Here is a 26,801-nt window from a genome sequence, read left to right on the forward strand (position 1 = left end):
TGAAGGCATTTTTTTATCGCTGGCTAAACTGAAAATAGTCAGCGCTGAGCAGATTCTTGCCCTATGTCAATGTCAGCGAGTAATTGCAAGCTGGCAAACGCGTTATAAATTTCACTTGTATGCATTAGCTCTTGGTGTGTGCCCACAGCAACGACTTGGCCTTTTTCTAACACCACAATTCTGTCGGCATTAATCACTGTGGCTAATCGATGGGCAATGATCAAGGTGGTTCTGCCCTGCATCAGATTATCTAAACCTTGCTTTACATACACTTCACTCACCGCATCTAGGGCACTGGTGGCTTCATCTAATAATAGAATAGGTCTGTCTGCCAATATGGCTCTGGCAATGGCAATGCGCTGTTTTTGACCACCTGAGAGCTTAACGCCTCTCTCACCTAAATAGGTATGATAGCCGTCAGGTAACTCATTAATAAATTCATCAGCTTTAGCTGTTTTACAAGCGTTAATAACCTCATCTTCGCTGGCATCAACCCGGCCATAGCGAACATTTTCAAGTACGTTAGTGGCGAAAATAACTGAGTCTTGTGGCACTAATGCATACTGCTCGCGTAATTGGTTTAAGCTCAACTGCGAGATATCAAATCCATCTAACTTAACAGCGCCTGAGCGAGGTTGATAAAAACGTAGCAGCAATTCAAATAAGGTACTTTTACCGGCGCCGCTTTCTCCTACCAACGCAACTCTTTCACCCGCCTTAATCTGTAAATCAATGCCTTTAATGACATCATCGGCAACACTAGGGTAAGCAAAACGTAACTGCTCTAGACTCAGTTGGCCTTTAACCTCATCAGGTAGCATCTGAGGCGTTGTAACTTGTGGTAAATCAATAGGAGTGTTCACTAACTCAACTAATCGCTCTGCAGCGCCTGAGGCGCGCTGAATTTCACTGAACACTTCACTAATGGTGGCCACTGCACCTGCTGCCATTACCGCATAAAACATAAAGGCGGATAATTCACCAGCGGTAATATTTTGCGCCATCACATCTTGCGCCCCAACCCACAGCACCAAGGCAATAGCGGCAATACTTAAAAACATTACTGAAGATATTAAAATAGAGCGATAGAGAATACGGCTTTTAGCCGCGGTCATCACAGCTTCAACTTGCTCATTGAACACGTAGCGATCTTTACTTTCATGGCCGTAGGCTTGCACGGTATGAATTTCATGGAGGGTTTCATCGATATACGCCCCCAGATCGCCCACTTTATCTTGGCTGGTACGTGAATACTGACGCACTTTTTTACCAAGAAAAATAACCGGAACAAACACCATAGGCACAGCCAGTAACACTAAGCCCGTTAACTTAATACTGGTCAGCGCCATCATCACTATAGCGCCGAGCACGGTAACACTTGAGCGAAACGCCATCGACAAACTACTGCCCACCACACTTTGCAATAACGTGCTGTCAGCGGTAAAGCGTGAAATCACTTCACCAGTGCGCTGCTCGGCAAAAAATGCCGGCGATAATGACAATAAATGGTTATATACTTTCAAGCGAATATCAGCGATAACCCGCTCACCTAGCCAAGTCATTAAGTAAAAGCGACAAAAGACCGCCGTGCCACTTACTGCGGTTATCACTAATATAAACAAGACGATTTCATTGAGCCGGCCAGCGTTATCAGCCACAAAGCCTTCATCGACCATCATCTTCACTCCTTGGCCTAATGATAACCAAGCAAATGAGCCGATAAATAAAAAGATAATTGCCGCTACCACTCTCATTCGATAAGGCTTAAGAAATGTCATAATCCACGGCAATACTGGAAATGCTTGTTTAGACGATGGCTTTTGTTCAAGTGGCTGTGAAGGCGAGTCAGTAGTCAAAATAGATACCAATAAAAACTAAGTAGCCAAATAGTACCAATAAACAATCAAGCAGATGAAGATAAATATAGCATTGACAATACTGAACCAATTATTGAACTCAGCATTGTTGCAAAATGGTGCAGGGTTTTATTATTGCTTGCAGTAAAACAAAAACAGTAGATTAGCTCAAGCTGTTACTGTCGATGGTTTTCAGTGAGCGTAAAAATATCCCTAAGCCGCCAACACTCAGCACTAAGATAACAATTAATTCGAACGCGCTCATATGGGTAAAGCGAAAATTAATTGAGCTAATCACGCCGAAGATAAGCGCAACCAGTGAGCCAAAGGTTAGGATCCAGCCAAAAATATTTTTGGCATTGTAAAACATCAAACCTACTCCAAACATAAATGGGATCATGATCATGCCACTGGTCAGGTTCATACCGCCCATTCTGTATAGACTATGCCCCATACCAAATGAACTGGTGATTTTAATGGCATTCAGTAGCATATAAAAACCACCGCACATCATAATCAAACCAATAAAAAATGACCCAATTCCACCTGACGTTCCACCTGCACCTTTCATACAATTCCTTTGTAAATGTTAATGTTATTAGCGCGTTGAGCTTAATCTATTGCCTATGTAATCTAGCATCAGTCACCTTGGCGCTGCAAACCTTATCAGCCTATGTCGAACAAATACGCCACAGGGCAATTTGGGTGTAAGGCGTCATCATTTTAGATATGGCGATTAAACGGGGCGATTAACTGCAGATAAGCCCTGAGTTCCTCTCGCACAATAAACGCTTATCTGCGATAATTATCGGCTATTTTGATGATGTTGATGACAGGTAATTATAATGACGGCAAACCAATTCTCATGTGAAGGAATTGAGTTAACACTTTTTCGCTATCCAAAGCAGCAAGAGTCCAACCTGCAAGCTTGGGATGCCGCCGATGAACACCTGATAAAACATATTATTGAGTCAAGCCAGATTCAGTCAAACACGAGCCCAGTTAATACCGCCATCATTAATGATAATTTTGGGGCGCTGCAATGCGGCCTTGTTGCGATTGAGCCAAGCTGGCCTTTATTTGTGGAAACCGACGCGAAAACCAGTTTACTGGGGGCTGAGTTAAACTTAGCAGCCAATCAACTGCCATCAGATAATATCCAGCGTTTTCATAGCCGTGAGCTATTACCTGACACCTTGCAGCTAGTGTTAATGAAGCTGCCAAAAAACCTCAGTTATTTTGCTCATCAATTGCAGCGCTTATCTCAGGTTTTACCAAAAGGTACTCAGGTACTCATTGGCGCTAAAGCAAAAACCATCAATAAAGCGATTTTAGCCGTCATTGAGAAAAATTTAGGCGCTGCTAATGCTAGCTTAACTTGGAAGAAAACCCGCGTAATCACTTGTATTGCTGACGGTAATAAACGCCAACTTCCACAAGCTGTCAACTGGCCTGTTGATGAGTTATCACTTAACATCAGTAACTTAAGCAATGTATTTGCCGCTAACAAGCTCGATATTGGTGCTCGTATCATGCTAGATAACTTGCCAGAAGGTGAGTTTAATACCGTTATAGATCTTGGTTGTGGTAATGGTATTTTAGGCCTGCGAGCCGGACAACTTTACCCGCAAGCAACTATCCACTTTGTAGACGACTCAGAAATGGCCGTTGCATCGAGTCGTCACAATTGGCAAGCAAATGGCTTTGCTCGTGAAAAAGCGCAGTTTCATTGGGATGATTGTTTAACCCACTTAGATGCTGAAATGGTGGCTGATTTGGTGTTGTGTAACCCACCTTTTCACCAAGGAGAAGCGATTACTGACCATATTGCTTGGCAAATGTTTGTTGATGCTCGTAAGCGTTTAGCGCCTGGCGGCATGTTACAAGTCGTCGGCAATCGGCATTTGGCTTATCATGTAAAATTGAAGCGTTTATTTAAAAACTGCAGCACTGTAGCGTCAAATGATAAATTTGTTATTTTACAAGCAATTAAGTAAACCCATCCAGACTCTACCTTTGTTCAAGCTTAGATTAAGCCTTTAACTTAAAGGCTTAATCGCGCTAACAGTTAAACGACTCATTGTGGCTAATCAGTGCAGTTAATCTGTGCCGCTAATCTGTGTTAGTCATATCAAACCCTAGTTTCATTACTTCTCCCCAAAAACACGTTAATCGACCGTTTCAACACCGTTAACAGCCAAAATGAGCATTAGCACTTTAGTTTTTACTCATGTAAGTTTATTACCACCTTTCATAATCGAACTTACCATAACGGCTAATGCCCGAAGACTGGCTAGAAAATAAAGCGCTTAATAAATCGATTTTGATATAATATTCTATAGCAAATTGTAACGCTATTAACTAACCCGAGACGCTATTATTCAAGCTAATAAGCTGCCACCAGCCCCTAAATAAAAGCTTAGATAAGGCAATTGAATTGGTAATAACAACAGAAAAAATTGGTATACCAATAGACCAGCTAGATGATCTTCGTAACCAACGCCAAAAATACAAACAAATATCATTCTCAGAAAATTTGTTACAATTTAGTAATAAAAAAACTTTTAAGATAGCAAGGTAATTACATGCTTTTTAAGCACCTATCATCTCTTTTTCACTGTAAATCAATAAAAGCTTATCCCGAAGGTTTAATATAATGTCCAATAAACTGACAATCCTTGTTAATTGATAAGGTAAAATATCACCAGGGTTAGACTCTAGACCAACTCGGCTTAAGTCATTAAATTAGTGATTTGAATTAGCGATTTGAATTAGCGATAAGAGTAAAAAAGACAACCTTTAACCGCAGCCCTTGCTTTGGCCGCTGATTTTGTACAAAAAAACAAACAGAATTCTCTACAACCATAAAAAAAGGACGCTTAGCGTCCTTTAAAGTGTGTATTGATGGTTAACTTAATCTGTTAACCAAGTTATCAATTGAATATAAATCACGCTTCTCACTGTTTTTACGTTTCACTTCTTCAAGTGATTTAGCCTCAACAGTATCAAACAATACATTAATCAAGCGATTAAAGTGTTTGTGCATAGCTGCACGCGCCTCTGAAGCATCTGCTGCGGCGAGAGCCTCATAAATGGCAGTATGTTCATCTAAGGTCTTCTGGTTGTCTTTGCTACAAACGCTATCATAGTCGTCAATAATTTTTGGACTTGATGCCCGCAGTGCCCACAAGCTTTCAAACATTTTAATTAATGCACCGTTACGAGTAGAGTTAGCGATGATGTTATGAAACATTTGATCTGCTTCTTCTACATAAGACTTATTTTCCATCATAATCAATGTCTTATTTAACTCTACCAATTCTTCTTCGGTAATAGTATTTGCTGCAAGTGCAGCTATCTCACCTTCAACAAGTGCTCTAGCCTGGGTTAATTCAAAGGCGTTGATTTTGTTTTTTAGCTGGGACTGATTGACTGATTGTAAGACGTAAACACCCGAACCCGTTTTAACTTCAATTTTCTCTCGCACTTCCAGTGCAATAATCGCCTCACGAATGGTTGGACGGCTAACATCAAACTTTTCAGCTAGCTCCCTTTCTGGAGGTAAACGACTACCAGGTACATATTCGCCGCGAGTAATAGACGCTTCAATCTCTTCTACGATGCGCCAAAACATACGTCTATTTTTCATGTTTGGTCCTTCAATATTTTAAAAAATAACAATTTGCATAACCTACATCATATCGATTTAGTAATTCAACGCAAAGCCTATTTATCACTTTAGAGTGCAATTCAGCAATCATACAAGCAGCAATCATTGTTACCTTAATGTTATTGGTAATAACAAAAAAGTAAAGTCAATTTAATATTGGTAACACAAAATGGTTGACACGCACCATGACCATTGGTTAGTTTCTATGCAGCGAAAGGTTGTATTTAAAGATCATGTTTAAAGGATTGTGTTCGCATTTAAATACAATATTTTATCTGGGGAGATAAACGTGAAACTTAATAAAATAAGCGACGCATTAAGGTTAAGTAAGCTTAACTGGCAGCCAAAATATTGTGCCTGATGCAAATCTATTTGGTTTCTCACCACAAGTGGCATCTGCGTCAGTGTATTGGGAAGGTGATAGGGCAACATTCAGAGTACTTTATAAGTACCGAGAATCGTATTTCCAACCTAATAACTTGCCGTTTCCAGATAGTTCAAACCGTTATGTGCAAGACTCTGATTACTTATCTGTATCACTTAAAGCGCTAAACCTGCTAGACGAGCCACAAATCATGACTCGTGGTAATGACACCACAGTTTCTGACTACTCTCGTTCAGGGCCTAAGTACTTCCTTGGCGCGAAAGTTAAGTTTTAATCCGCATTAGAAACTTAGCATTGGCACTCCTACCCCACTATTGAGCTAGGAGTTTATTTACGATTAAAACAACACTAAAACTCAGTATAAAAATAACAATGAGCGTACTAATGCAATATCAATATTTACCTAGCAAGGATAAAAACTTAAAACATATTGCTCTTATGCTGTGTCTATCGGCATTAAGCCCTTTCTTATCGCTCAATGCAGCCACTTACACAGTGAAGACGCCTGTGGAATATAACCAAACAATAAAAAATATTGTCGCAGGTGATGAAATCATCTTGGCTGACGGTATTTGGCAAGACTTTGAAATCAACTTTAGCGGTCAAGGCACAAAAGCGGCCCCCATCACACTGTCAGCGCAAACCAAAGGCAAAGTCATATTATCAGGCCAATCTAATTTGCGTTTATCTGGCCAGTATTTACATGTAAGCGGCTTAGTATTTAAAAATGGCTACAGTCCAAGCCGTGAAGTGATTGCCTTTAGAAGCAGTGATGATGATTTTGCTAATCATTCGCGAGTATCTGAAGTGGTCATCGACAACTTCAATAAGCCAGAGCGATTTGATTCTGATCAGTGGGTGGCACTGTATGGTAAAAATAACCGCTTCGACCACAATCATTTAGTGGGTAAGCGTAATAAAGGTGTGACCTTAACGGTACGGTTAAAATCGCCGTTGAGTCAGCAAAATAATCATCAGATTGATCATAACTACTTTGGCCCGCGGCCAACCTTGGGATCCAATGGCGGTGAAACAATCCGCATTGGCACCAGTCATCATTCCATGTCGGCATCGCAAACTATCATCGAAAATAACTACTTTGACCGCTGTGATGGCGAAGTAGAAATCATCTCCGTTAAGTCCGGCAACAACACCATTCGTAACAACACCTTTTTTGCATCCCGCGGCACCTTAACCCTACGTCATGGTAATGCTAACCAAATAAGCAGTAATGTATTTTTAGGTAATGGCGTAGAGCACACTGGCGGCGTTCGGGTGATCAATCGCGATCAAATCGTCACCAACAACTACTTTGAAGGCTTAACGGGTTATCGCTTTGGCAGTGGCTTCACCATTATGAATGGCGTACCTAACTCGCCTTTAAATCGTTATCACCAAGTGGTAAATGCCAATATTAATCACAACAGTTTTATTGATGTAAGCCATATTCATTTAGCTGCAGGTAGCGATGCTGAGCGCTCTGCTGCGCCGCTAGAAACTCAGTTTTCAGAGAACCTGTTAGTTAATCGCAATCAACTATCACCATTCGCCATATTTGATGATATTTCAGGAATAAGTTTTACTAACAACGTTTCTAATAAGCTTAAAAATAACAGCATTACTCAAGGCATTGATGCGCAATCGATTAAACTTGTGCGGGCAGAAAATGGCCTGTTATATCCAAGCAATAACGCCTTAAGCGCCTATGGCGTATCGGCCTCACTCACTCCCACTTTAAAAAACGCAACTGGCGTGAGTTGGTATCCGAAAACAGAACCTGAAATCGCCTTTGATTCAGGTAACCAAATCGCAGTTTCAACCGCGCAAGAGCTTAAGCAAGCCGTTAACCATGCAAGCGCTGGCGATGTTATCGCACTCAATAACGGCGAATATCAGCTTGAACAAGTGTTACTTATCAATAAGCCGCTCACCATCAAGGCACGAGTAAAGCAACAAGCCAAACTGAGTTTTAGCCAATCCAGCCTATTTGAAATTCAAAATAACGGCAGTTTAAAGCTCGATGGTTTAGTCATTAGCGGTAAAAATAGTACCAATATTGCAGCTAACGATGTTGCAGAAAACAGTGTGGTAAAAACCACCAGCTCCGGCATGTTAACCAATTATCGATTCAGCTTATTAAATAGTGAAATCAAACAACTTGATAACCAGCCTTCATTTCACTTTTTTGACTCAGGTGCGCGAGCTTTTGCCAATAATATTGTCATTAGCAATAATCACTTTATCAATATCAGCGGTGATATTTTAAGGCTCAATAAAGAGACTGATGATAAAGGCATTTATAACGCTGAGTATGTACAAGTAAACAACAATCAGTTTGAGCATATTCAAGGCTCACTGGTTAATTTATATCGCGGCGGTAAAGACGAAAGTACCTTCGGCCCTCACCTTACATTTGTGAATAATCACATCAATCAGGTTGGCCTTGGAAAACGTAATCCCTTCAAAGCCAGCTTATACCTTCATGGCGTGCAAGTGACCGATATGGCTAATAATCAATTTACTGACAGTGCCGCAGTCAAAATAGAACACACCACAGGTGACCCCGTCACTCAACTCAGTCATAACCAATTTACTCATACGCTACTACCAAGCATTAGCGCGCTTTATGAAAACCCTAAATTTATCCATAAAAACCAATAACTAAAAATAAGCAGTAGGAGTCACAATGAAACAGAGCGAACATTTTTCATTTGGAAATGAAACAGAAATTGAAGACATTGGCGGCGGTTTAAAGCGTCAAATGCTTGGGTTTAATCAAGAGCTAATGGCAGTAAAAATTTGGTTTGAGAAAGGCGCCATTGGTTACAATCATGCCCACAGACACTCACAAGTTTCATACGTTGTGGAAGGTGAATTTCACTTTAATATCGATGGCGTCACTAAAATTCTAAGAGCGGGTGATAGCTGTATGATCCCGCCTCATGCAGACCATGGTGCCACTTGCCCAACAGGCGGTATTTTAATTGATACCTTTAGTCCCGCAAGAGAAGATTTCATTGAGGGACTAAAATGAAAATAAGAAACTTACGCTGGTGGGTGATTCTACTCATCGCATTAGCTACGGTAATTAATTATATCGACCGTTCAGCGCTAAGCGTGCTTTGGCCTGATATTGTTGAAGATATATTTCCTAATGAAACCGCACTAGAGCGCAAACAGATCTATGCCAATATTTCTATTGTATTCATATTATCTTATGCCTTTGGTCAGGCGATATTTGGTAAAATATTTGACTGGATTGGTACCCGACTAGGCTTTGTGCTCTCAATTGGGGTGTGGTCGATTGCAACAGCTGCGCATGCATTCGCACAAGGCATGCTGAGCTTCAGTATCTTTAGAGCAATTCTGGGTCTGGCTGAGGCTGGTAACTGGCCAGGCGCAGCTAAAAGTAACGCTGATTGGTTTCCTACAAAGGAGCGCGCTTTAGCCCAAGGCATTTTTAACTCAGGCGCTGCGATTGGCGGCATTATATCGATTCCACTTATCGCTTATATGACCGTTTATTTTAGCTGGCAAATGGTCTTCGTTGTCATTGGTTTGGTTGGTTTATTATGGTTAATCCCTTGGATTATCTTAGTTAAAGCACCGCCTAAGTCTCACCCTTGGATTACCGAGGAGGAGCGACAATACATTTTAACAGGTCAGAAATGCACTAACGATGAAGTTGATGCAAAAGAATATAACCCGACCACCACAGAGCTACTTTCTCATAAGCAAAGTTGGGGGGTGATTATTGCGTCTGCAGCAATCGATCCTATCTGGTGGTTGTTTGTTTTCTGGATCCCTATTTACCTCAATGAAGTGTACGCCATGGATGTTAAGTCTATTGGGATATACGGCTGGGTGCCTTATGTGGGAGCAATGCTTGGGGCATGGTTTGGTGGCTTACTGGCACAAAACCGTTTAAAAGCAGGTTGGGATACCAATAAAACCCGTAAGCTGACGATTACCTTAGGTTGTTTGATTATGTTGCCATCGCTTTTATCTATGGCAAACCCAGGTGGGCCAACGACCGCGGTAATGATCATGGCGGTGATCTTGTTCGGCTTTCAAACGGCTATTGGTAATGTACAAACACTGCCCAGTGATTTATTTGGGAAAAAAGCTGTGGGTACACTAGCAGGGGTTTCAGGAATGGCTGCCAAGCTAGGGGCATTAGGGTTAACAGCGTTAGTGCCCTATTTAACGGCTGACGGTAACTACACGCCAGCATTTGTTATTGGTGCATCTTTAGCTCTCATTGCCATTGCTGCGGTGTGGATATTGATCCCCAGAATTGAGCCTGTTAGCCCCAAAAGCAAATAGCCTCAGCTCAAGATAGATTAACAACGATTTAGCATTACATTATCTAGCAATAAACCTTATGTTCTGAGCAAACATAAAGTGACTAGTTAATTGTCGCTGGGGCTGAACCCAAATAGCCCTTTTTTATTTGGTGAGACCTACTTTTCATGTACTCAACCCCTTCCGAGTATCTGTTAAGTAGGTTAAACCTTTCTTTAAAAATCCGTCATCATTATCGAGTCTGGCTCTGCTCTTCCTCAAGATGGTTAAGGTTTTCAGTATGACTATTGGGCTTAGCATCAACTTGAGCCGGCGGCGACAATAACACCGCTAATCTTTGCTTTAATGTTAACCCCGCCATAGTCACTTCCTTAAACATGTCTCGCCACTCAGCAAAGCTCACGATTATAGGATTAAAACTATTAACCGGCTTGGTAATACCATAAATCACCGTGTCATTTTCAGGCTCAAAGGTGTTAAATAACTTATCCCAAATGATCAGCACGCCTGCATAATTTTTATCAATATATTGTGGGTTACGGCCATGGTGCACCCGATGATGTGACGGCGTATTAAAAATAAGCTCAAGCGGGCCAAGAGATTTAATCGCTTGGGTATGCACAAAAAACTGTAACCCCAAATTAAGCAGTACTACAAATACCACCCAATTGGGGTCAAACCCAATCACCACCAATGGCAGCCAAAACAGCCACATTCCCGCTAAGGGGTAAAGCAAACTCTGCCTAAAAGCAGTGCTGAAATTCATATTTTCAGAGCTATGGTGAACAACATGAGCCGCCCACATCCAGCGCACACGGTGGCTTGCGCGGTGAAACCAGTAATAACAGAAATCTTGGGCGATCATCAACGCAATAAAACTGCCAATTCCCATTTGAATATCAAGTAGCTTCCAATCAAATACCATCAGGTATAATTTTGCGATAAATAATCCGGCTAAAATGTCAGTTAGTTGATGCATTGCGGCAAGGCAAAAATTACACGCAACTTCCATAGGGGCGTACTTGGCTGATTCGGGTAACTTATTGGCTCTAGTGCCTAGATACCACTCCAGTAAAATGCACAGGAAAAATAGCGGCGCCAGCACCAGTAGCAAGATCTCGGGGTGAGTGATCAGTGTATTCAAATCCATTGAAAACCTTCTTTATTTTTTATTATTGTATTTTATGAATCTATTTATAAATGCATTAACCCATTGGCGCTAACAGGCTTAGGTTCATTACCACTTTGCAAAATGATCTTCGGTTAATCCAAGTTGATTTTGTAACTGATGCACTCGGCCATTATTGTCGGTTATCTGGCCACTAAAATAACCAATATACTGCCTGAAATTACTTTTAAGAAACCCAAGGTTAATCTTCTCACTGCGACACTTTAATGCGCGAAAGCTTAAATCAATTTGGTTGTCGCCCCCGGTGATGTACCAATCATCGTCACTGCGCTGGCGATTAAACTCAAACCTTACCGCTGGCATAAAATGGCGTTCACCATTAATCCATAACACGTTCTCAGTGGCGCCTGTTTCATTAACGCCCGCGGCTAAGTTAAGCCCCAACACACCAGACTCTACTTGAGTATTGATTGACGCCCAGCGCCAGCTGGTTTCTCGGCGCATGTATCCGGCAGAAAAATCATAACTCGCTAAAGCCTGATTCAGCGGCTGCGGTTCATCATTGACCGTTAAACTGCCTGATACTTTTAAACCATTGTGTTTTTGGGTATAGGTCCAACCGTTATAGCCGGTTGGCGTGCATAAACTCATCGGCAAACTTAACATGGGCGCTGTTAATGTAAGCTCAGCCTGAATATTGTCTGCGGCGATATATAACTGCCAGACACCGTCTTTAATAACAAATTCAATCTGAGATTGGCGATGCTTAATGCGCGACTGACCATTTTTAGGTGACTGAGACAGTGACATACCCAGCGCTAACGGTTTTAAGGTTTGCGTCTGTGTTAAGCGATTTTTTTCTATGTCATAGAGGTAACAAAAACTGCTGCCAACATAGCGAATATCGGCAATAGCCACCCCAATGATATAACGAGGGGTAGTAATATTAATAAATTGAAATTGCTTAAAATCGACATGTTTTGCAAACCATGAACTGGGCTTATCCATGTCAGTAAAGTAACTAAATTGCTTAACACCAAGATCTGCGACAATGCCATCAAAATGCCCATATATAGGTTGGCCGTCATTTTTAATTAACGATTCTGGCGCTAATGCCGAAGTGGGTTGTCGATGATGTAAAGCCATTTAGCATCCAATGAATAATATGATTAGACTCTAACCTCTATACTTTCAGGGCTAAAGTCAATGGTTTGTTACCATGGGATATCACCACTAATCTCTCATCATCATGGCGAAATAATCCAGACTAATAAATGAACCTGTGAAACTGATTAACTCAGGTTATTGGGCTGGCAAGGCAGTAAAAATCTGTTATTCTGAGGCCATCATTTTTTACCGTTTTGTGACATGAAATCATTACCTTTGTTGTTATGCAGCTCGTTATTTCTTTCAGCTTGCGCCAGTTACACCCCGACCCATATTGCGCTTAACCCCAGTGTCCCCCAACCACTGAATCAAATCGACCAATATGCCACTGTTGCGGTAAACACCATTGATGTCCGCAAAGCTAACTTTATTGTTCGCTTTAATAAAGAAGGTGAAGCAGCAGAATTAATTAGCCCAAGTGAACCTATCAGGCAGCAACTGGACAATGTATTTAAGCAAGCCATGACCAAGGCGGGCTATCAAGTTGACCCTGCAGCGACCAATTCGGCTGAATTTCAATTAGATTATTTACTGACAGATGTCACCGAGTCGACTTTCGGTTTTGAGGCAAAGACGACATTAACCATCAATGTGGTCGCTAAAAATCAAACCCAAGAATTTACTAAGATATATAACGCTAAAGGTTTATTAAAGGGCCCATTTAGCCCAGATTACGCCACCCTTGAGCTGGATATGAATAAGCTCATCGATGAACTGACCAGCAAAATTATTAATGATGCTGAACTGCACCATTTCTTACAACAATAACCCAGGAAGAAGCCATGCTTAAGTGGATGTTAGCCAGCGTACTTGCATTATCAACCATGGTTGCTCAAGCAGCCGTGGATATTCAGCCCGATACGCTTTACCCAAAAGTTGAGTTTGATACCAGCATGGGCAAGGTCGTGGTTGAGCTAGATAGAACCCGTGCGCCACTCACTGTGGATAATTTTTTGACCTATGTGGTCAAAGGCGATTATGACAATACGATTTTTCATCGCGTCATTGCCGATTTTGTGGTTCAAGGTGGCGGATTAACCTCGGAGTTTGAAGAACTTCCATCGCTAGACCCTATCGTTAATGAATCCGGTAATGGTTTACCCAATGCTATGGGCACCATTGCTATGGCTCGCGATAACGACCCCCACTCTGCCACGCGTCAGTTTTACTTCAATGTAGGCGATAATAAAAACCTCAATCCTTCCAAGCGCCGTTGGGGTTATGCGGTATTTGGCGAAGTCGTAGAAGGAATGGCAGTACTGGAAGCCATGTCATATGTTCCAACTGGCCATAATGCCCAACTCAATTGGCCTGATGTGCCCGTTAAAGAAGTGAAATTGAATAAAGCGACACTAGTGAAACGATAAACCTTATAAATTTCATGGTTATAGGTGACTCATTTACGTTACGTAAATTCATCAATTATTTAAAAAATTCGGCGTTAAATATACATTTAACGCCGCTTTTTTGTAGTTTTTTACAATGCCTAGCGATGATTATCTAGTCATAAATACTGAATTTCATTTTACTTTGTAAATCCGAGTGAATGTTCAAGATAACCAACTATACTTTAGTCTATCTTGTAACAAACCTTATTGGTCAATAAATGGAATTATAAGGACGCTTCTCATGCCAATTAAGATAACAACGCCAAAGACGATGACGCCCAATGATTTTATAGAAACCAAAGCCCCTCAACTGGCCTATTATGGAAAAGCCTTCTTAGATAACCAACTAGATCACCATGAAATCAAGCTCTACATGTGGGATGTATTGGAAGAGTGGCAAGCCGTCGACTTAGATAACCCTCCTGAAACTATGACTCCAACTGATACTGAAAAAGTATTTTGGCATTTATTGCACTGTTTTCATGAATGGCCAGCAATGGTTATCCGCGGTAATCAATATTTACGTCAACAAGTTCACGATTGCTGTGATTACATTAATAGCGGTGGTGAAGTGCCTCAAGGTTGTGTTGGCATTAGACCCACTATGTAGTGGGTCTTTTTAGTTACAACACAGCTTGTTATAAGCGCTATGCTAATTACTTTTTTATTATTTGAATCATCAATATAACCAATGCTCACTCATAGCAGCGTTGAGCTTAAACTCATGGTTTAACAAACCTGAGTATTACAAATACCCTTGTTTATTGACCAAGCTCAAATTGCTGTACTATTAATAACTTGATAATAACTTGAACCATCTAGCGAGCCCGCTTAAGCTAGAGCCATTCTCCTCTTATCTGTTGTCTTATGTCAGAATTATTTAGTCGAACTCGAGAAGCGCTGTCAGTTTATTATCATAAGCGCGTGGTTATTTTATTGTTACTCGGGTTCTCGGCTGGCCTGCCGTTAATGTTAGTATTTTCAACCTTAAGCTTTTGGTTAAGAGAAGCTGGCGTTGACCGCGCCGCCATTGGTTACTTTAGTTGGATAGCCCTCACCTACGCCTTCAAATGGGCCTGGTCACCACTGGTTGACCGCATGTCTTTGCCTATTTTTACCCGATTTTTTGGCCGCCGCCGTGGCTGGATGCTATTTGCGCAGTTATGTCTGGTGGGCGCCATTGCCGGCATGTCATTTAGCGATCCCTTAGTGGATTTAGAGCGGCTTGCCATTTGCGCTTTCTTACTCGCCTTAGCCTCAGCCACCCAAGACATTGTCATTGATGCATTTCGTATTGAATCTGCTCCAGAAAAAATGCAAGCAGCCTTAGCTGCGGCATATCAAGTAGGTTATCGCGGCGCAATGATTGTCGCCACAGCAGGGGCGTTAACCATTGCCGCTTGGGTTGACCCTGGCAATGATGGCTACAATCTTGAATCATGGCAAACCGCTTACTTTGTGATGGCGTTATTAATGTCAGTGGGTATTATTACCACTCTTTGCAGTAAAGAGCCTGAAGTTGACACCAAAAGCGCTGATGAACAAGAGTTACAACTTAAACAACGCTTTGCACAAAAGTATCCGCCTAAACTTGCAGCGCCATTGGCTTGGTTGTATAGCGCCAGCGTATTGCCCTTTATCGACTTTTTTATGCGATATGGTAAAACCGCGATACTGATTTTATTACTTATATCTTGCTACCGCATCTCAGACATTGTTATGGGAATTATGGCCAATGTGTTCTATGTCGACATGGGCTTTAGTAAAGAGGAAATTGCTTTTGTTAGTAAAGTCTATGGTTTAATCATGACCTTAGTTGGCGCAGCATTTGGCGGGGTATTATTAGTGCGTTATGGCACCATGAAGATCCTTTTCTTAGGTGCATTATTAGTGGCCATTACTAACCTGTTATTTGCTTGGCAAGCTTACATTGGCTACAACATGCCATTTTTGACCTTTGCTATTTCAGTGGATAACTTCAGCGCTGGTATTGCTACTGCGGCATTTATTGCGTACTTATCAAGCCTAACTAGTAGCGGTTACAGCGCAACTCAATATGCCCTACTCTCCTCTATCATGTTGCTATTCCCTAAGTTTATCGCTGGGTTTTCTGGGGTTTATGTTGATGCCTTTGGCTATGTAAATTTCTTTATCGCCGCCAGTTTAATTGGCTTTCCGGTATTGATTTTAATTAGTTTATTACAACGCTATAGCTCGGTTAAACATCAACAAACTGATGAGCCTATACTGTCAGCTGAGGCCGATAAAAACTAATCTATTTAATTCATCACAAGATATTCAGCATAAAAAAAGCCCAATTACATTGGGCTTTTTTATATTAAGAGGCTTATCCGCAGCACAACTTAATGCAGCAGCATTTTACGCTTCAGAAATTTAATCTCTAAAGTTATTAAATTGGAACGGCTGGCCTAAGTCAGCTTCTTTAGTTAAACGCATGACCGCTTGTAAATCATCACGCTTTTTACCTGTCACTCGAACCGAGTCACCTTGAATCGCGGCTTGCACTTTAAGCTTGCTATCTTTAATCGCTTTGACTAATTTTTTGGCGATAAGTGTTTCAATGCCTTCTTTAAACTTCACTTTTAGACTGAAGGTTTTACCGCTATGTACCGTCTTGTCATCCACATCCATGGCTGATGGGTCAACATTACGCTTACTAAGCTGAATGCGTAAAATATCCACCAACTGCTGACATTGGAAATCATCTTCGGCTTTTAAAGTCACCACATGATCTTTGTATTCGATTTCAGCATCTTTACCGCGAAAATCAAATCGTCCCGCTAATTCACGGCGAGAGTTTTCAACGGCATTACGTAATTCAACTTCGTCAACTTCTGATACGACATCCATAGATGGCATAGTCATTCTCCAATAAATTATTTAGGGTTATTTTAACACTCTAAGCCTGTAGGCAAAGCCTAGACTAAAGAGAAAACAATTAATAGTTGGAATTTAATGACTTTGAACGCTGCTTTTTTTATTATTGATTTACTCAAACGACATTGCATCCAGCTAAGATATGTACAGCATGAAAATGAAATTGTTTTTTAGCGCCGCTTTTGCTTTCGCTGTCATCATCATCAGTTACTTGGTTTTCTCTAAACCTAACTATCCAATGACGTTTTCTAATATGGATAAAGTCGGCCATACCGTCAGTTTTTTGGGCTTAACGTTTTTAGCTTATTTTGCCTTCAAGCCTAAATGGTACTGGATGGGGCTGATAATGACTGCCTATGCGGTATTAATTGAACTGATACAATCGCAGATCCCCTATCGTAGCGCCTCTATTGCTGATGTAGTTGCAGATTTAATTGGGGTGGTATTATTTTACTTATTGCTATTTGTGTTTAGAAAATATCAAGCTGCAAAGTTATTCAAAAAGGGACCGCTCAAATCTGCCCTATAGCACTCAAGAGAAACCACATGCCACAGCGCACTAACAGCGACCGCAATATCCTTAACACTACCCAAAAGCCAGTTTTTGATGTTAACGACAACCATGTTAACGACAATCATGTTAACGATAATCATGTGTACCAGACTGATATTGCGATTATTGGGGCTGGCGCTATTGGCAGCTTGCTGTACTGCCAGTTAGCAGCAATCAAGCAGCCATTACTACTCACACGCAGTCGCTCTGTAGGCGCTACAAGCCATGATGATTGCTCTACAATCACTCTTGAAACTCTTAACGGTGACAGTTTGCATCAGCCCTGTATCCAAGCGAACATAAATCAGCTTAACAAGGCTGCGTTAGCCAATATTAAATTAGTCATTGTCTGCGTAAAGGCTTATCAAGTGACTGATGCTATTGCTTCTATATTGGCGCTTATTCCACAGAGTTGTCATATTCTGCTGCTACACAATGGTATGGGGCCACATTTAGAGGTGTTAGCCCTTCTAAAGCAACACCCTCAACTTAAACTGGGGTTATCTTTAGGCACGACATCTCAAGCGGCGTTAAAACTGGCGCCGATGCAGGTGCGCCATACGGGTAAAGGTAAAAGCATTATTGGCCATTTATCTGGCCCAGTAATGCCTTTAGCAATACAAAACCAATTACTGGCTGCTGTTGAAGATATGTCGGTAGTCGATGATATCGTCACTAGTTTGTGGCAAAAGCTGCTGGTTAATTGCGCCATTAACCCACTGACGGCATTAGCCCAATGTGCTAATGGTGAATTGGCCCAGCCGCAATTTCAGCAGCAAATCGAGGCGATAACGCAAGAGTGCATCATGGTCGCCAAAGCTGATGGGGTTAACCTTTCGCTGCTTGATTCTGTTGCCATCATCAATCAGGTAATTAAACTCACAGCCAACAACTTTTCGTCTATGCATCAAGATATTCATCACAATCGCAAAACCGAGATACTGCAAATTAACGGTTACGTGGTAGCCCGCGCAGCCCATCACGGTTTAACAGCTGCGATAAATCAAAGCATGCTAACTGAAATAACCGCGCTAGAAAGTGCGCTATAAACCCAATAGATGAAAAACCATAGCTATGAAAAAACAAGCCGCTAAACTTATGTTATTGCACCCCAAAGCCTTATTACAGCCTCAAGCCCTGCCGTTTAGTGCTCGAGTCGGTTTATTCTACCTTGTTGCCGTTATCGCCATACTGGTAAGCGTAAGCTACATTGATCGACCTTTGGCACAGCTTTTACATGATAGTAAGCAAAGCGACTTTGGATTAACCTCAGTATTTAAACTACTGGCAAATACTCCATTAGCCTTAGAAGTATTGGCAGGCGTGCTTGTTTTAATTGGCTTATTAGGTCGTAATAACGCATTCAGCCATTTAGTTAAGCCCATTGTCTTGGTCGCTATTAGCGCCACAGTGGTCCGTTTTGGGGCTAAAATTATCAGCGGCCGCACCTGGCCAGAAACTTGGGTTAATAATAACCCCTCTTGGATTGAGCATGGCGTGGAGATATTTGCGCCATTTTCATTGTCGCAAAACTATCATTCGTTTCCTTCAGGGCATGCGCTATTTACCTTTGCCTTCGCCAGTTTATTTTGGCAATACAGCCCAAAGCTTTACTGGTTGTGGTTAACAGCCATGGTAAGCGTTTTTATCGGTCAATTAGGGCAAAACTACCATTACTTAGGTGACTTACTGGCAGGGGCGGTACTAGGAGTATTGATAAGTCAGTTGGTGAGTCATTATTGCCTTGCCCCAGTTGCGGGCACAAAAAATCCATAAATAACTGTCTTTGATTAAGTCATTTTTAACCGCTTAAATGTCGATACCAAAGCCAACCACAAATTGATAGTCATCTTGTTTGGGGATCTCGCCATCTGAGCCTGCTTGTGGTTTGTTAATATGATCCCAAATAAACGATAAATCTAAATCAAAAATATCGGTTAACTCTACTTCTATCGTGGCAATGGCGTGATGCGTATAACCGCCAGACTTATCATCACCATATTGAACACGATACGAGCCAACAAAATCAATATCACTGGTTATTTCAGTATCATAAAGGGTTTCTATCACTATGGTTGCCGAGCTACTATCTCTGTCTTCACCCGCTTCAACATTATCAAATTTAGTGTAGGTATAGGCTGGACCACCACTGATATTCCACTCGGTTTTAGCATTATCAATGATGGTAAAACCTAAACCCGAACCCAGTGTTAGTTTGTAATCAATGTTGAGAAATTTATCAGTATATATTTCTGCAAACACCGGGCGTAAATAAAACTGCTTCGATATAAACCAATCAAAGTTGGTATTCATACGGTTATTGTTAATCTTTTCTTCGCTATCTGACTTTGAATAGTTACCAATATAATCAAGATTAAAGCGCGACTCTGTGGTGCGGCGAATGGATTTAGCAACAGCAATATAATCAATTTGCTTGGTATTACCTGAGCGTAGATTAGCCCCTAAAGAAATCTTACTAGACCAATAATTTTCTTCAGACTGCAGCCCTGCAATAATGGTTAAGATTTGAGATTTATCAAACGCTTCACCATCAAGATAGCCGATGCCATTTTTGACCAGTAAGCGACCACTCTGCGTCGATAAGTCTGTAAAGCCAATGCTGACAATGCCCGCACTTTGCAACTCTTTGACATCTTCCCAATCAATATAAACAACATTGAGTTCATCACTATCAAATTCAAGCTTACCGTCATAAAGGGTTTTGATTTCACCTTTTAACAATTCAAGTGAGGTTAATTGCAACCAATCATTCTTACTGTCTTGTGGTATGGCGAGTTGTTCAGGAGAAGTGCTGTTAATGATTGTTTCTGCAGCAATAATTTCACTATATAGCGCTGGACTAAAAAATAACGCTGTTGTGGTGCAGCTAACAAGCAAACCCTTTTTACGGCCAAGTTGTTGCATAAAACGCTCCCAGAAAGTATTTTCAGTGTTTTATATACCCATATAGTACGATAAAAGCCATACATTAAAGTCATCAAAATGCATTAATATTGGCCAAATGAGTCAAAGTCTCTTTAGCTCCACATCACCAAAATAGCGGCAACGGCAATTAACACTAACCCCAACACTTCATTAATTTTGATCTGCTGTTTAAGCCAAAAAATACTAATCAGCATGGTAAAAAACACTTCTATTTGGCCTAAGGTTTTTACATAAGGCACCGCTTGCAATGACATGGCACTAAACCAACCAATAGAGGCAATACAACTGCACACACTAATGAGTAATGTCAGCCGAGGTCTTTGCCACAATGCCAATAATGTTAAACGGTCTTTAATGCCTAGGTAGGTCACTAATAACAGCGTTTGTAGCCCAATGACTGAAACCAGCACCCAAGCCGCCCGATGGGTAAATGGGATGGGATCTGACAAAGTAGCATCGGTTATCAACAGTAAACTCGCTTCTCTGACCCACAGTGAAGTAAAAGCAAACGCAACCCCACTGCCAATACCGAGCACGATGGTATTAAGCGATAAACGTTTAACCCCGCGCTGGGTGCTCAAAAGCATGACAGCAACCGCGCCAATGACCACTCCAGCCCAGCCTAATAAGCTCAAGCTAGTACCAAAAAATAACACCCCTAAAATCGCCGCTACCAGTGCTTCACTTTTAGCCAGCCCTGCCCCAACGGCAAAGTTTTTTAATTGAAAAAGTTTAACCATCAAACCCGTGGCCAAAATCTGCATCAAGGATGCACCAATCACAAAGCCATAAAACTGATAGGTAAAGGTTGGTAAGTTACTGGGTTGCAGTAGATAGAGACTGAAGAGATATATCGCAGCTATTGGCCCTGCCCAAATAAAGCGCGCCAGGGTAACACCACTGACTTTTACTTGCTGGCTCAGCTCACTTTGAAAAGCATTGCGCCAAGACTGCATAAAAGCGGCCAGTATAGTAAGTGCTATCCACATAGATATATGCCTAATAATTCAGAGAGTTGAGGATTGTTCTGATAACTAATTGATGACTATTTTAAAGACTATAAAGTATCACAAACTGAGCAGCGGATTGTTGATAATTTGTTCTAGCTTAGAGTTTCGATGTTGGCTGTTGCAAACATTTAATATGTTCGCTTGTAAACTCATTAATAGAAGGTAAATGATTTAGTTCTGAAATATTTCTGGACAAAAACATTTTAGCGACAGAGCCCTAATTCGTCTATTTGGGATTAGGAAAATTAACTCTTGATGTCATAGTTGTTATACATTTTTTTCTCGAGCTAAACGCCCCTTCGCCTTGTACTCGAGCATCAGTTCCCCAACCATAAGTTGATAATCAGGGTGACTTTTAAAGCTGTAAGATACGAAAAATACTTTAGTGTTCTCGACTGAACTCAAGTTTCTGATTTCACCAACGTCGTTACCCACAACTAAACTAAATTTAATACCCGGTATGTAGAAAATATGATGGTGGTACCCTAATTTCTTTGATGATGTTGGGAAAGAGATCTTCGGTACAATATCCTCGTCAGAGTCTACATAAACAGCAAGGTATGCATTTTTTGGAAAACCTTGATCCCCCAAAAGATAGCGACGAAATTCTTCTTGGTAATGAACACCAAGTGACTTTTGATTCGCATTTTTTGCTACGGGCCATCCAGATGCACGCCATATTATACTTGCTGCAAAATACAGGTATCTTTCAGTATTGGGAAAATTGCACTTTATGGGGTTAAACCACCTCTCACCACGAATATTTGCAAAGTGCTTTGCTTCATTGACTCGATGTAGAAGAGGAAATTTATCAGTGCCACCGTGACACTCTGAGACAACACTGTTCTCTCCTAGGCGAGAAAACAGTGATTCACACTCAGCACAGAGAAAGTGTGCTGTTATTTGGAAATCAGTATATACAGATGATTTGTCGTGACTTTGGTTTAATACCAAATCATCACCATCAAATGCGCCTTTTAGTTTTTTGTACAGAGCCTTTGGCATTAAATGACTATTTTTAAGCTCTTTATTCTCTAAACAAAGTCCGCATCTATCTAACTTCAAGTTACTACCTTTAATAAAATATGTAACAGTTTCAGCCGTGTTCTCAACTATGATGCCGCCTTTCACTTTTGAATTCAATTTATAATCAATTATTTAGTGATATATAAGATTGAATTCGTAAATGGAGAATATCTATACTGTTAGAGCACTGCTATCGGATAATTTAGGGTTGGGTAAAAACGTTTACGAGCACTAAATTTATATTGGGACAGTTACGGGAAACCATATCTTCAATCTAATCTATTGCCTGCCGCAGGCTTATGTGCAGATACAACTGCGAGACGCTGCAAGTACGTCCCTGTAAGCTCTGCCAAAACATCCATGTTTTGGAAGCTCGCTGCTGCATCTACACTGGGATTATTATTTCTTCGATTTAACTGCATTTGTGACAATATAAAGAACTAGAAAGATCTTAGTTCTAATTAGCTAGAAGATTCAATTTGAATTGAGGACGTTGAAGAAAATAGCGTGAGCCTGACAGGACGTCAGGCTAGCTTTCGTCGGGCCATGGATGGCCCATCGGAAGCGTTAGCATTTTCGAATAAGTCCGAAGCAGTCTACAAACGAAGTCAGAAGCTGGATCAATCCCCATCGAAAATTATGCGCTTTTCAGCATTTTTCGTTAGGGGCGCTGGGGGATATCCAAAAGGGGAACAAGCGCTTTTCCCCTTTTGGTCTGGTGTGGGCGAAGCACCACGACTTTGATCTAATCTCAAAAACTAATAAAAAATTCAACTTAAAACTGACCCCACAAAAAAGCCCTGAACTTAACCATAAGTTCAGGGCTTTTAAAAAATCTCTTATCTACTTACTGGTATCAATCGGCTCAAACGACTTAACCAAATCATCTACCGCTTTCATTTGAGTTAAGTAGTTTTCAAGCTGGTTAAGTGGCAATGCACATGGGCCATCACATTTGGCATTATCAGGATCTGGATGCGCTTCAATGAACAAACCCGCTAAACCTAATGCCATACCACTGCGAGCAAGTTCGGTTGCTTGAGCGCGACGCCCGCCTGCACTATCAGTACGACCACCTGGGCGCTGCAGTGCATGAGTTGCATCAAAGATGACTGGGTAACCAGACTGCTTCATTTCATCCATACCCAGCATATCCACTACTAGGTTGTTATAGCCAAAGCTTGAACCACGTTCACACAGAATAATGTTGTCATTACCGGCTTCATTAAACTTCTTAATGATATGACGCATTTCATGAGGCGCTAAGAATTGCGGCTTTTTCACGTTAATGATTGAACCCGTTGCTGCCATAGCAACTACTAGGTCCGTTTGACGGGCTAAAAATGCTGGCAACTGAATAATATCAACCACATCAGCCACTGGCTGGCATTGATGAATTTCATGCACATCGGTGATAATAGGTACATTAAAGGTCGACTTAATCTCTTCGAAAATCTTTAAGCCTTCTTCCATACCTGGACCACGATATGAGTTCACAGATGAGCGATTTGCTTTATCAAATGACGCTTTAAATACGTAAGGAATACCCAGTTTTTGGGTTACTTCTACGTAATGCTCTGCAATTTTCATTGCTAGATCGCGAGACTCAAGCACATTCATGCCACCAAATAAAACAAACGGTTTATCATTCGCAATTTCTAGCTCATTTAAACCAATGATTTTATGATCCATAGTCATTTCTCTTTAATCAATACCATGGGATTAGCCGCTGCTAACCCCATTAAAAAATAATGTTATACCGCAAGTATCTGCAGTAACTGGCCACACATCCAAGCCATATATGTGCCTACAGCATAGCCCAATACCGCCAACAATACGCCAACTGGCGCAAGTGCTGGATGAAACGCTGCTGCAACCACAGGGGCTGACGCTGCGCCGCCAACGTTAGCCTGACTGCCCACCGCCATATAAAACAGCGGCGCTTTAATAATTTTAGCCACGATAAGCATAAAGCTTGCGTGTACCAGCATCCAAATAATACCAATGGCGAAATACCACAGGTTTTGCTCATCAGCGAGTTTGGATACATCCATATGCAAACCAATGGTCGCAACAAGGATATATAAAAATGCCGATGCCACTTTCGAGGCGCCCGCAGCTTCTATCTGCTTTACTGGACTAAAGGATAAAGCTAAACCAATAGTAGTGGCGATAACAACCAGCCAGAAGAACTTGGAGGTTAAGCTGTAGTCTTGAGTCCAAGGGTAATTAACTTCAAAAAATGGTCCTAAAAAGTCTGCCGCAAAATGCGCTAACCCGGTAACACCAAAACCTATGGCCACAATCAGCATTAAGTCACGCAGTGAAGGTATACGGGCATTTTCTGCATGGTACTTTTCAACTTTGGCTTTAAGGGCTTCAAGGGCGGTGGTGTCTGCGCCTGTTTTAGCATCAATCTCTTTAGCACGAGATGCCATCAGCAGTAATACTGCCATCCACAGGTTAGCGACAATTACATCTACAGTCACCATCACGGAAAAGATATCGCCGCCCACTTCATAAATTTCTTTCATTGAGGCTTGGTTAGCGCCGCCGCCAATCCAACTGCCCGCAAGAGTGGTCATTCCGCGCCATACTGCATCAGGGCCATTGCCGCCTAATACGTCAGGGTTAATGGCTGAGATAATCAATAACGCAATGGGACCGCCAATCACAATGCCCACGGTGCCGGTTAAAAACATCACAATGGCTTTAGGGCCTAAACTTAAAATCGCTTTTAAATCGACACTTAAAATCAATAACACCAAACAAGCAGGTAATAAGTAACGCGAGGCAACATAATATAATTTTGAGGTGTCACCATCGACGATACCAAAGGTATTCAGTAGTGATGGTAAGAAGTAACACAGCAATAAGGCTGGGATAAACTTATAGAATTTTTGCCAAAATGGGTGTGCTGACGAACTGGTATAGAAAACAAAGCCGAGAATGACGGCAAGTAATCCCAGTGCTGTTGCGTCATTGGTTACCATGGGTGTGGTGGTCATGAAAAAGCTCCCTTGCAAATGCATTTCATAGTGAATTTATTATTGTTATGAATGTACTTTAAAGTACTTATTATTTTAAATTGGCGAAGTTACTGACAGATTAACTGCTTTGCGATAAACAATTCAGGCTCATAAATGAGCCTGAATTTGAATATTATATTAACCACTTAGTGATAAGTCTGTGGTTGTTGACTTAACTCTTTCAGCTGGATTTTGACAATTTCCGTCACCGGGTCGTGTGGACTGCTGTCGATAAAGTGCTGTAAATCTGAAATGGCCACTTTAATGCACCCCAGTTGCTGGGCAATAAAAGCGCGCTCTCGATTTAAGCTCACATCATCAGGATGCCACTGCAGCAATAAATTGCAGCATTCCATCGCTTGTTCAAATTTCTGGGTTACGATGCAACCCGCTTTTAGCTCATGTAACATACGAGTTATTAAGCGTTTTAGGCTGGCTGTTTTTAAGTACTTAGGCTTAAGCATGGCCGAATTACCTAACTCACCACGCACCAGTATATGCAATTGGTGGCGGCTTAATTGCTGCCCCGTTAGCGGATCGATATAAATGACATTATCATTTATATGGCTTCTCACTACGGTGTGCCCCGGTAATAATACCGCTTCTAAGCTAATATCAAGCTGCTTAGCCAGTAAAATTAATACCGTGGCTAAGGTGGTGCTGTTACCTTGACGGGTCATAATGCAGCGACCAAGATCGGCAGCATCAACACTAAAGTAATCATCACGCACACAAAAGCCTAAATCATCATAAAACCAGTGCAATAAACCTTCAAAGCGCTGTTGCTGATCTTCGACATATAAGCTCATCACTGAGCCGGCAATTTCATACCAAGCCCAAAGCGCTTTCTTCTCTTGAGAAAAGCCAAGATGTTGTGTTATTTCAAATGCAGTTTCAGGGATCTTAACTGCATCTTTCATTTGATGTTTTGCCATTAAACTCTATTAACCCATTAATACAACTTGTTTAAAATGAGCCAGCCTGGCAGCTAATATGAGCCATCCGATAGCACCTAAAAAGGCGAAGATTTTGAATAAATTGTTACGGTTACCTTTAAGTGCCATAACGCCCAATCCAATGTAGGCTAAAACTGCAATTAATTTTTCAGTCATCCACTCATCGACAAATGGATATTGTTTGATCATGAAGCACAAGATTAGCCCTGATAACAATAAGAAGGTATCAATGACATGAGGGGCAACTTTAACAAACTTTTTATCCATGATTGGCGACTTGCGCATGTGTAGTACAAAGCGAGTGACAAAAAAGACCACACTTAAAAAGATGAAGGTTAAGTGCGTGTGTTTAACAGCTGGATATAAACTGTAAAAGGTTTCCATTATTGTTTTTCTCTTTGAGCTACCGATAAAATGGCCGCTAGTTTACTCGATCTGGCGGCTTATTAGCAATGTTGTGAAAATCGCCCCATTAGGCCAGTC

The 26,801-nt window shown here is 41.3% G+C and carries 25 protein-coding genes; 12 read left to right on the forward strand and 13 right to left on the reverse strand.

The window, feature by feature from the left end; genetic code table 11:
* Positions 1–38: 38 nt before the first annotated feature.
* Entirely contained in the window at positions 39–1,856 is a 1,818-nt protein-coding gene (locus BCU57_RS11890) for an ABC transporter transmembrane domain-containing protein (RefSeq protein ID WP_413211431.1), read from the reverse strand.
* Positions 1,857–2,019: 163 nt separating this feature from the next.
* Positions 2,020–2,427 (reverse strand): hypothetical protein, encoded by a 408-nt coding sequence (locus BCU57_RS11895; RefSeq protein ID WP_102438885.1) that lies wholly within the window; start codon positions 2,425–2,427, stop codon positions 2,020–2,022.
* 274 nt (positions 2,428–2,701) lie between these two features.
* Between BCU57_RS11895 and BCU57_RS11900 the strand changes: the two genes are divergently transcribed.
* Positions 2,702–3,853 (forward strand): methyltransferase, encoded by a 1,152-nt coding sequence (locus BCU57_RS11900; RefSeq protein ID WP_102438887.1) that lies wholly within the window; start codon positions 2,702–2,704, stop codon positions 3,851–3,853.
* Between the two features lie 911 nt (positions 3,854–4,764).
* Here the strand turns inward: BCU57_RS11900 and BCU57_RS11905 are convergent.
* Positions 4,765–5,505, reverse strand: a complete 741-nt coding sequence (locus tag BCU57_RS11905; RefSeq protein WP_102438889.1) for a FadR/GntR family transcriptional regulator — start codon at positions 5,503–5,505, stop codon at positions 4,765–4,767.
* A gap of 374 nt (positions 5,506–5,879) precedes the next feature.
* On the opposite strand from BCU57_RS11905, the gene BCU57_RS11910 reads away from it, so the two are divergent.
* The 4 genes from BCU57_RS11910 to BCU57_RS11925 all read left to right on the forward strand — a co-directional run bounded on the left by BCU57_RS11910 (position 5,880) and on the right by BCU57_RS11925 (position 10,237).
* Positions 5,880–6,185 carry a hypothetical protein gene (locus BCU57_RS11910; protein ID WP_102438891.1) on the forward strand — a complete coding sequence of 102 codons (306 nt, stop codon included), beginning with the start codon at positions 5,880–5,882 and terminating at the stop codon, positions 6,183–6,185.
* Positions 6,186–6,295: 110 nt separating this feature from the next.
* Entirely contained in the window at positions 6,296–8,572 is a 2,277-nt protein-coding gene (locus BCU57_RS11915) for a chondroitinase-B domain-containing protein (protein ID WP_102438893.1), read from the forward strand.
* Between the two features lie 25 nt (positions 8,573–8,597).
* A complete protein-coding gene (locus BCU57_RS11920) occupies positions 8,598–8,945 on the forward strand; it encodes a cupin domain-containing protein (RefSeq protein ID WP_102438895.1) in 348 nt (115 codons plus the stop codon).
* Positions 8,942–10,237 carry an MFS transporter gene (locus tag BCU57_RS11925; protein ID WP_102438897.1) on the forward strand — a complete coding sequence of 432 codons (1,296 nt, stop codon included), beginning with the start codon at positions 8,942–8,944 and terminating at the stop codon, positions 10,235–10,237. Before BCU57_RS11920 ends, BCU57_RS11925 begins: the two co-directional genes overlap by 4 nt.
* 211 nt (positions 10,238–10,448) lie before the next feature.
* Here the strand turns inward: BCU57_RS11925 and BCU57_RS11930 are convergent, their stop codons facing one another.
* Together BCU57_RS11930 and BCU57_RS11935 are read right to left on the reverse strand one after the other, a co-directional pair.
* A complete protein-coding gene (locus tag BCU57_RS11930; protein ID WP_102438899.1) occupies positions 10,449–11,366 on the reverse strand; it encodes a sterol desaturase family protein in 918 nt (305 codons plus the stop codon).
* Between the two features lie 87 nt (positions 11,367–11,453).
* The gene (locus tag BCU57_RS11935; RefSeq protein ID WP_102438901.1) at positions 11,454–12,491 is read right to left on the reverse strand and encodes a DUF2804 domain-containing protein; all 1,038 of its coding nucleotides are present in this window, start codon (positions 12,489–12,491) and stop codon (positions 11,454–11,456) included.
* Positions 12,492–12,713: 222 nt separating this feature from the next.
* On the opposite strand from BCU57_RS11935, the gene BCU57_RS11940 reads away from it, so the two are divergent.
* The 4 genes from BCU57_RS11940 (at position 12,714) to BCU57_RS11955 (ending at position 16,174) form a co-directional block, all read left to right on the forward strand.
* The gene (locus BCU57_RS11940) at positions 12,714–13,280 is read left to right on the forward strand and encodes a YajG family lipoprotein (protein WP_102438903.1); all 567 of its coding nucleotides are present in this window, start codon (positions 12,714–12,716) and stop codon (positions 13,278–13,280) included.
* Between the two features lie 14 nt (positions 13,281–13,294).
* The gene (locus BCU57_RS11945; protein WP_102438905.1) at positions 13,295–13,879 is read left to right on the forward strand and encodes a peptidylprolyl isomerase; all 585 of its coding nucleotides are present in this window, start codon (positions 13,295–13,297) and stop codon (positions 13,877–13,879) included.
* Positions 13,880–14,171: 292 nt separating this feature from the next.
* Positions 14,172–14,510, forward strand: a complete 339-nt coding sequence (locus tag BCU57_RS11950; protein ID WP_102439155.1) for a hypothetical protein — start codon at positions 14,172–14,174, stop codon at positions 14,508–14,510.
* A gap of 257 nt (positions 14,511–14,767) precedes the next feature.
* Positions 14,768–16,174, forward strand: coding sequence for an AmpG family muropeptide MFS transporter (locus BCU57_RS11955; RefSeq protein ID WP_102438907.1), 1,407 nt, complete (start codon positions 14,768–14,770; stop codon positions 16,172–16,174).
* Between the two features lie 120 nt (positions 16,175–16,294).
* On the opposite strand, the gene BCU57_RS11960 is transcribed toward BCU57_RS11955, so the two are convergent.
* Positions 16,295–16,780, reverse strand: coding sequence for a YajQ family cyclic di-GMP-binding protein (locus BCU57_RS11960; protein WP_102438909.1), 486 nt, complete (start codon positions 16,778–16,780; stop codon positions 16,295–16,297).
* Positions 16,781–16,949: 169 nt separating this feature from the next.
* On the opposite strand from BCU57_RS11960, the gene BCU57_RS11965 reads away from it, so the two are divergent.
* The 3 genes from BCU57_RS11965 to BCU57_RS11975 are packed head-to-tail and all read left to right on the forward strand — an operon-like array spanning position 16,950 to position 19,127.
* Positions 16,950–17,327: a VanZ family protein gene (locus BCU57_RS11965; protein ID WP_102438911.1), complete on the forward strand. Its 378-nt coding sequence runs from the start codon at positions 16,950–16,952 to the stop codon at positions 17,325–17,327.
* Between the two features lie 17 nt (positions 17,328–17,344).
* On the forward strand, positions 17,345–18,400 hold the full coding sequence (locus BCU57_RS11970; RefSeq protein WP_102438913.1) for a ketopantoate reductase family protein: 1,056 nt from the start codon (positions 17,345–17,347) through the stop codon (positions 18,398–18,400).
* A 25-nt stretch (positions 18,401–18,425) separates the two neighbouring features.
* Positions 18,426–19,127 carry a phosphatase PAP2 family protein gene (locus BCU57_RS11975; RefSeq protein ID WP_241903530.1) on the forward strand — a complete coding sequence of 234 codons (702 nt, stop codon included), beginning with the start codon at positions 18,426–18,428 and terminating at the stop codon, positions 19,125–19,127.
* 33 nt (positions 19,128–19,160) lie between these two features.
* Here the strand turns inward: BCU57_RS11975 and BCU57_RS11980 are convergent, their stop codons facing one another.
* The 7 genes from BCU57_RS11980 to BCU57_RS12010 all read right to left on the reverse strand — a co-directional run bounded on the left by BCU57_RS11980 (position 19,161) and on the right by BCU57_RS12010 (position 26,702).
* The gene (locus BCU57_RS11980; protein WP_102438915.1) at positions 19,161–20,276 is read right to left on the reverse strand and encodes a YdiY family protein; all 1,116 of its coding nucleotides are present in this window, start codon (positions 20,274–20,276) and stop codon (positions 19,161–19,163) included.
* Positions 20,277–20,389: 113 nt separating this feature from the next.
* Complete coding sequence (locus tag BCU57_RS11985) at positions 20,390–21,286, reverse strand: DMT family transporter (protein WP_102438917.1); 897 nt, start codon at positions 21,284–21,286, stop codon at positions 20,390–20,392.
* Positions 21,287–21,574: 288 nt separating this feature from the next.
* Positions 21,575–22,450 carry a hypothetical protein gene (locus BCU57_RS11990; protein WP_133149375.1) on the reverse strand — a complete coding sequence of 292 codons (876 nt, stop codon included), beginning with the start codon at positions 22,448–22,450 and terminating at the stop codon, positions 21,575–21,577.
* A 726-nt stretch (positions 22,451–23,176) separates the two neighbouring features.
* Positions 23,177–24,025, reverse strand: a complete 849-nt coding sequence (gene kdsA / locus BCU57_RS11995; protein WP_102438923.1) for a 3-deoxy-8-phosphooctulonate synthase — start codon at positions 24,023–24,025, stop codon at positions 23,177–23,179.
* Positions 24,026–24,087: 62 nt separating this feature from the next.
* Positions 24,088–25,341 (reverse strand): DUF819 domain-containing protein, encoded by a 1,254-nt coding sequence (locus BCU57_RS12000; RefSeq protein ID WP_076543123.1) that lies wholly within the window; start codon positions 25,339–25,341, stop codon positions 24,088–24,090.
* 167 nt (positions 25,342–25,508) lie between these two features.
* Complete coding sequence (locus tag BCU57_RS12005) at positions 25,509–26,297, reverse strand: SirB1 family protein (RefSeq protein WP_102438925.1); 789 nt, start codon at positions 26,295–26,297, stop codon at positions 25,509–25,511.
* A gap of 9 nt (positions 26,298–26,306) precedes the next feature.
* The gene (locus BCU57_RS12010) at positions 26,307–26,702 is read right to left on the reverse strand and encodes a SirB2 family protein (RefSeq protein ID WP_102438927.1); all 396 of its coding nucleotides are present in this window, start codon (positions 26,700–26,702) and stop codon (positions 26,307–26,309) included.
* Positions 26,703–26,801: the final 99 nt, after the last annotated feature.

This window comes from Shewanella sp. 10N.286.48.B5 (assembly GCF_002874355.2).
Lineage (GTDB): Bacteria > Pseudomonadota > Gammaproteobacteria > Enterobacterales > Shewanellaceae > Shewanella.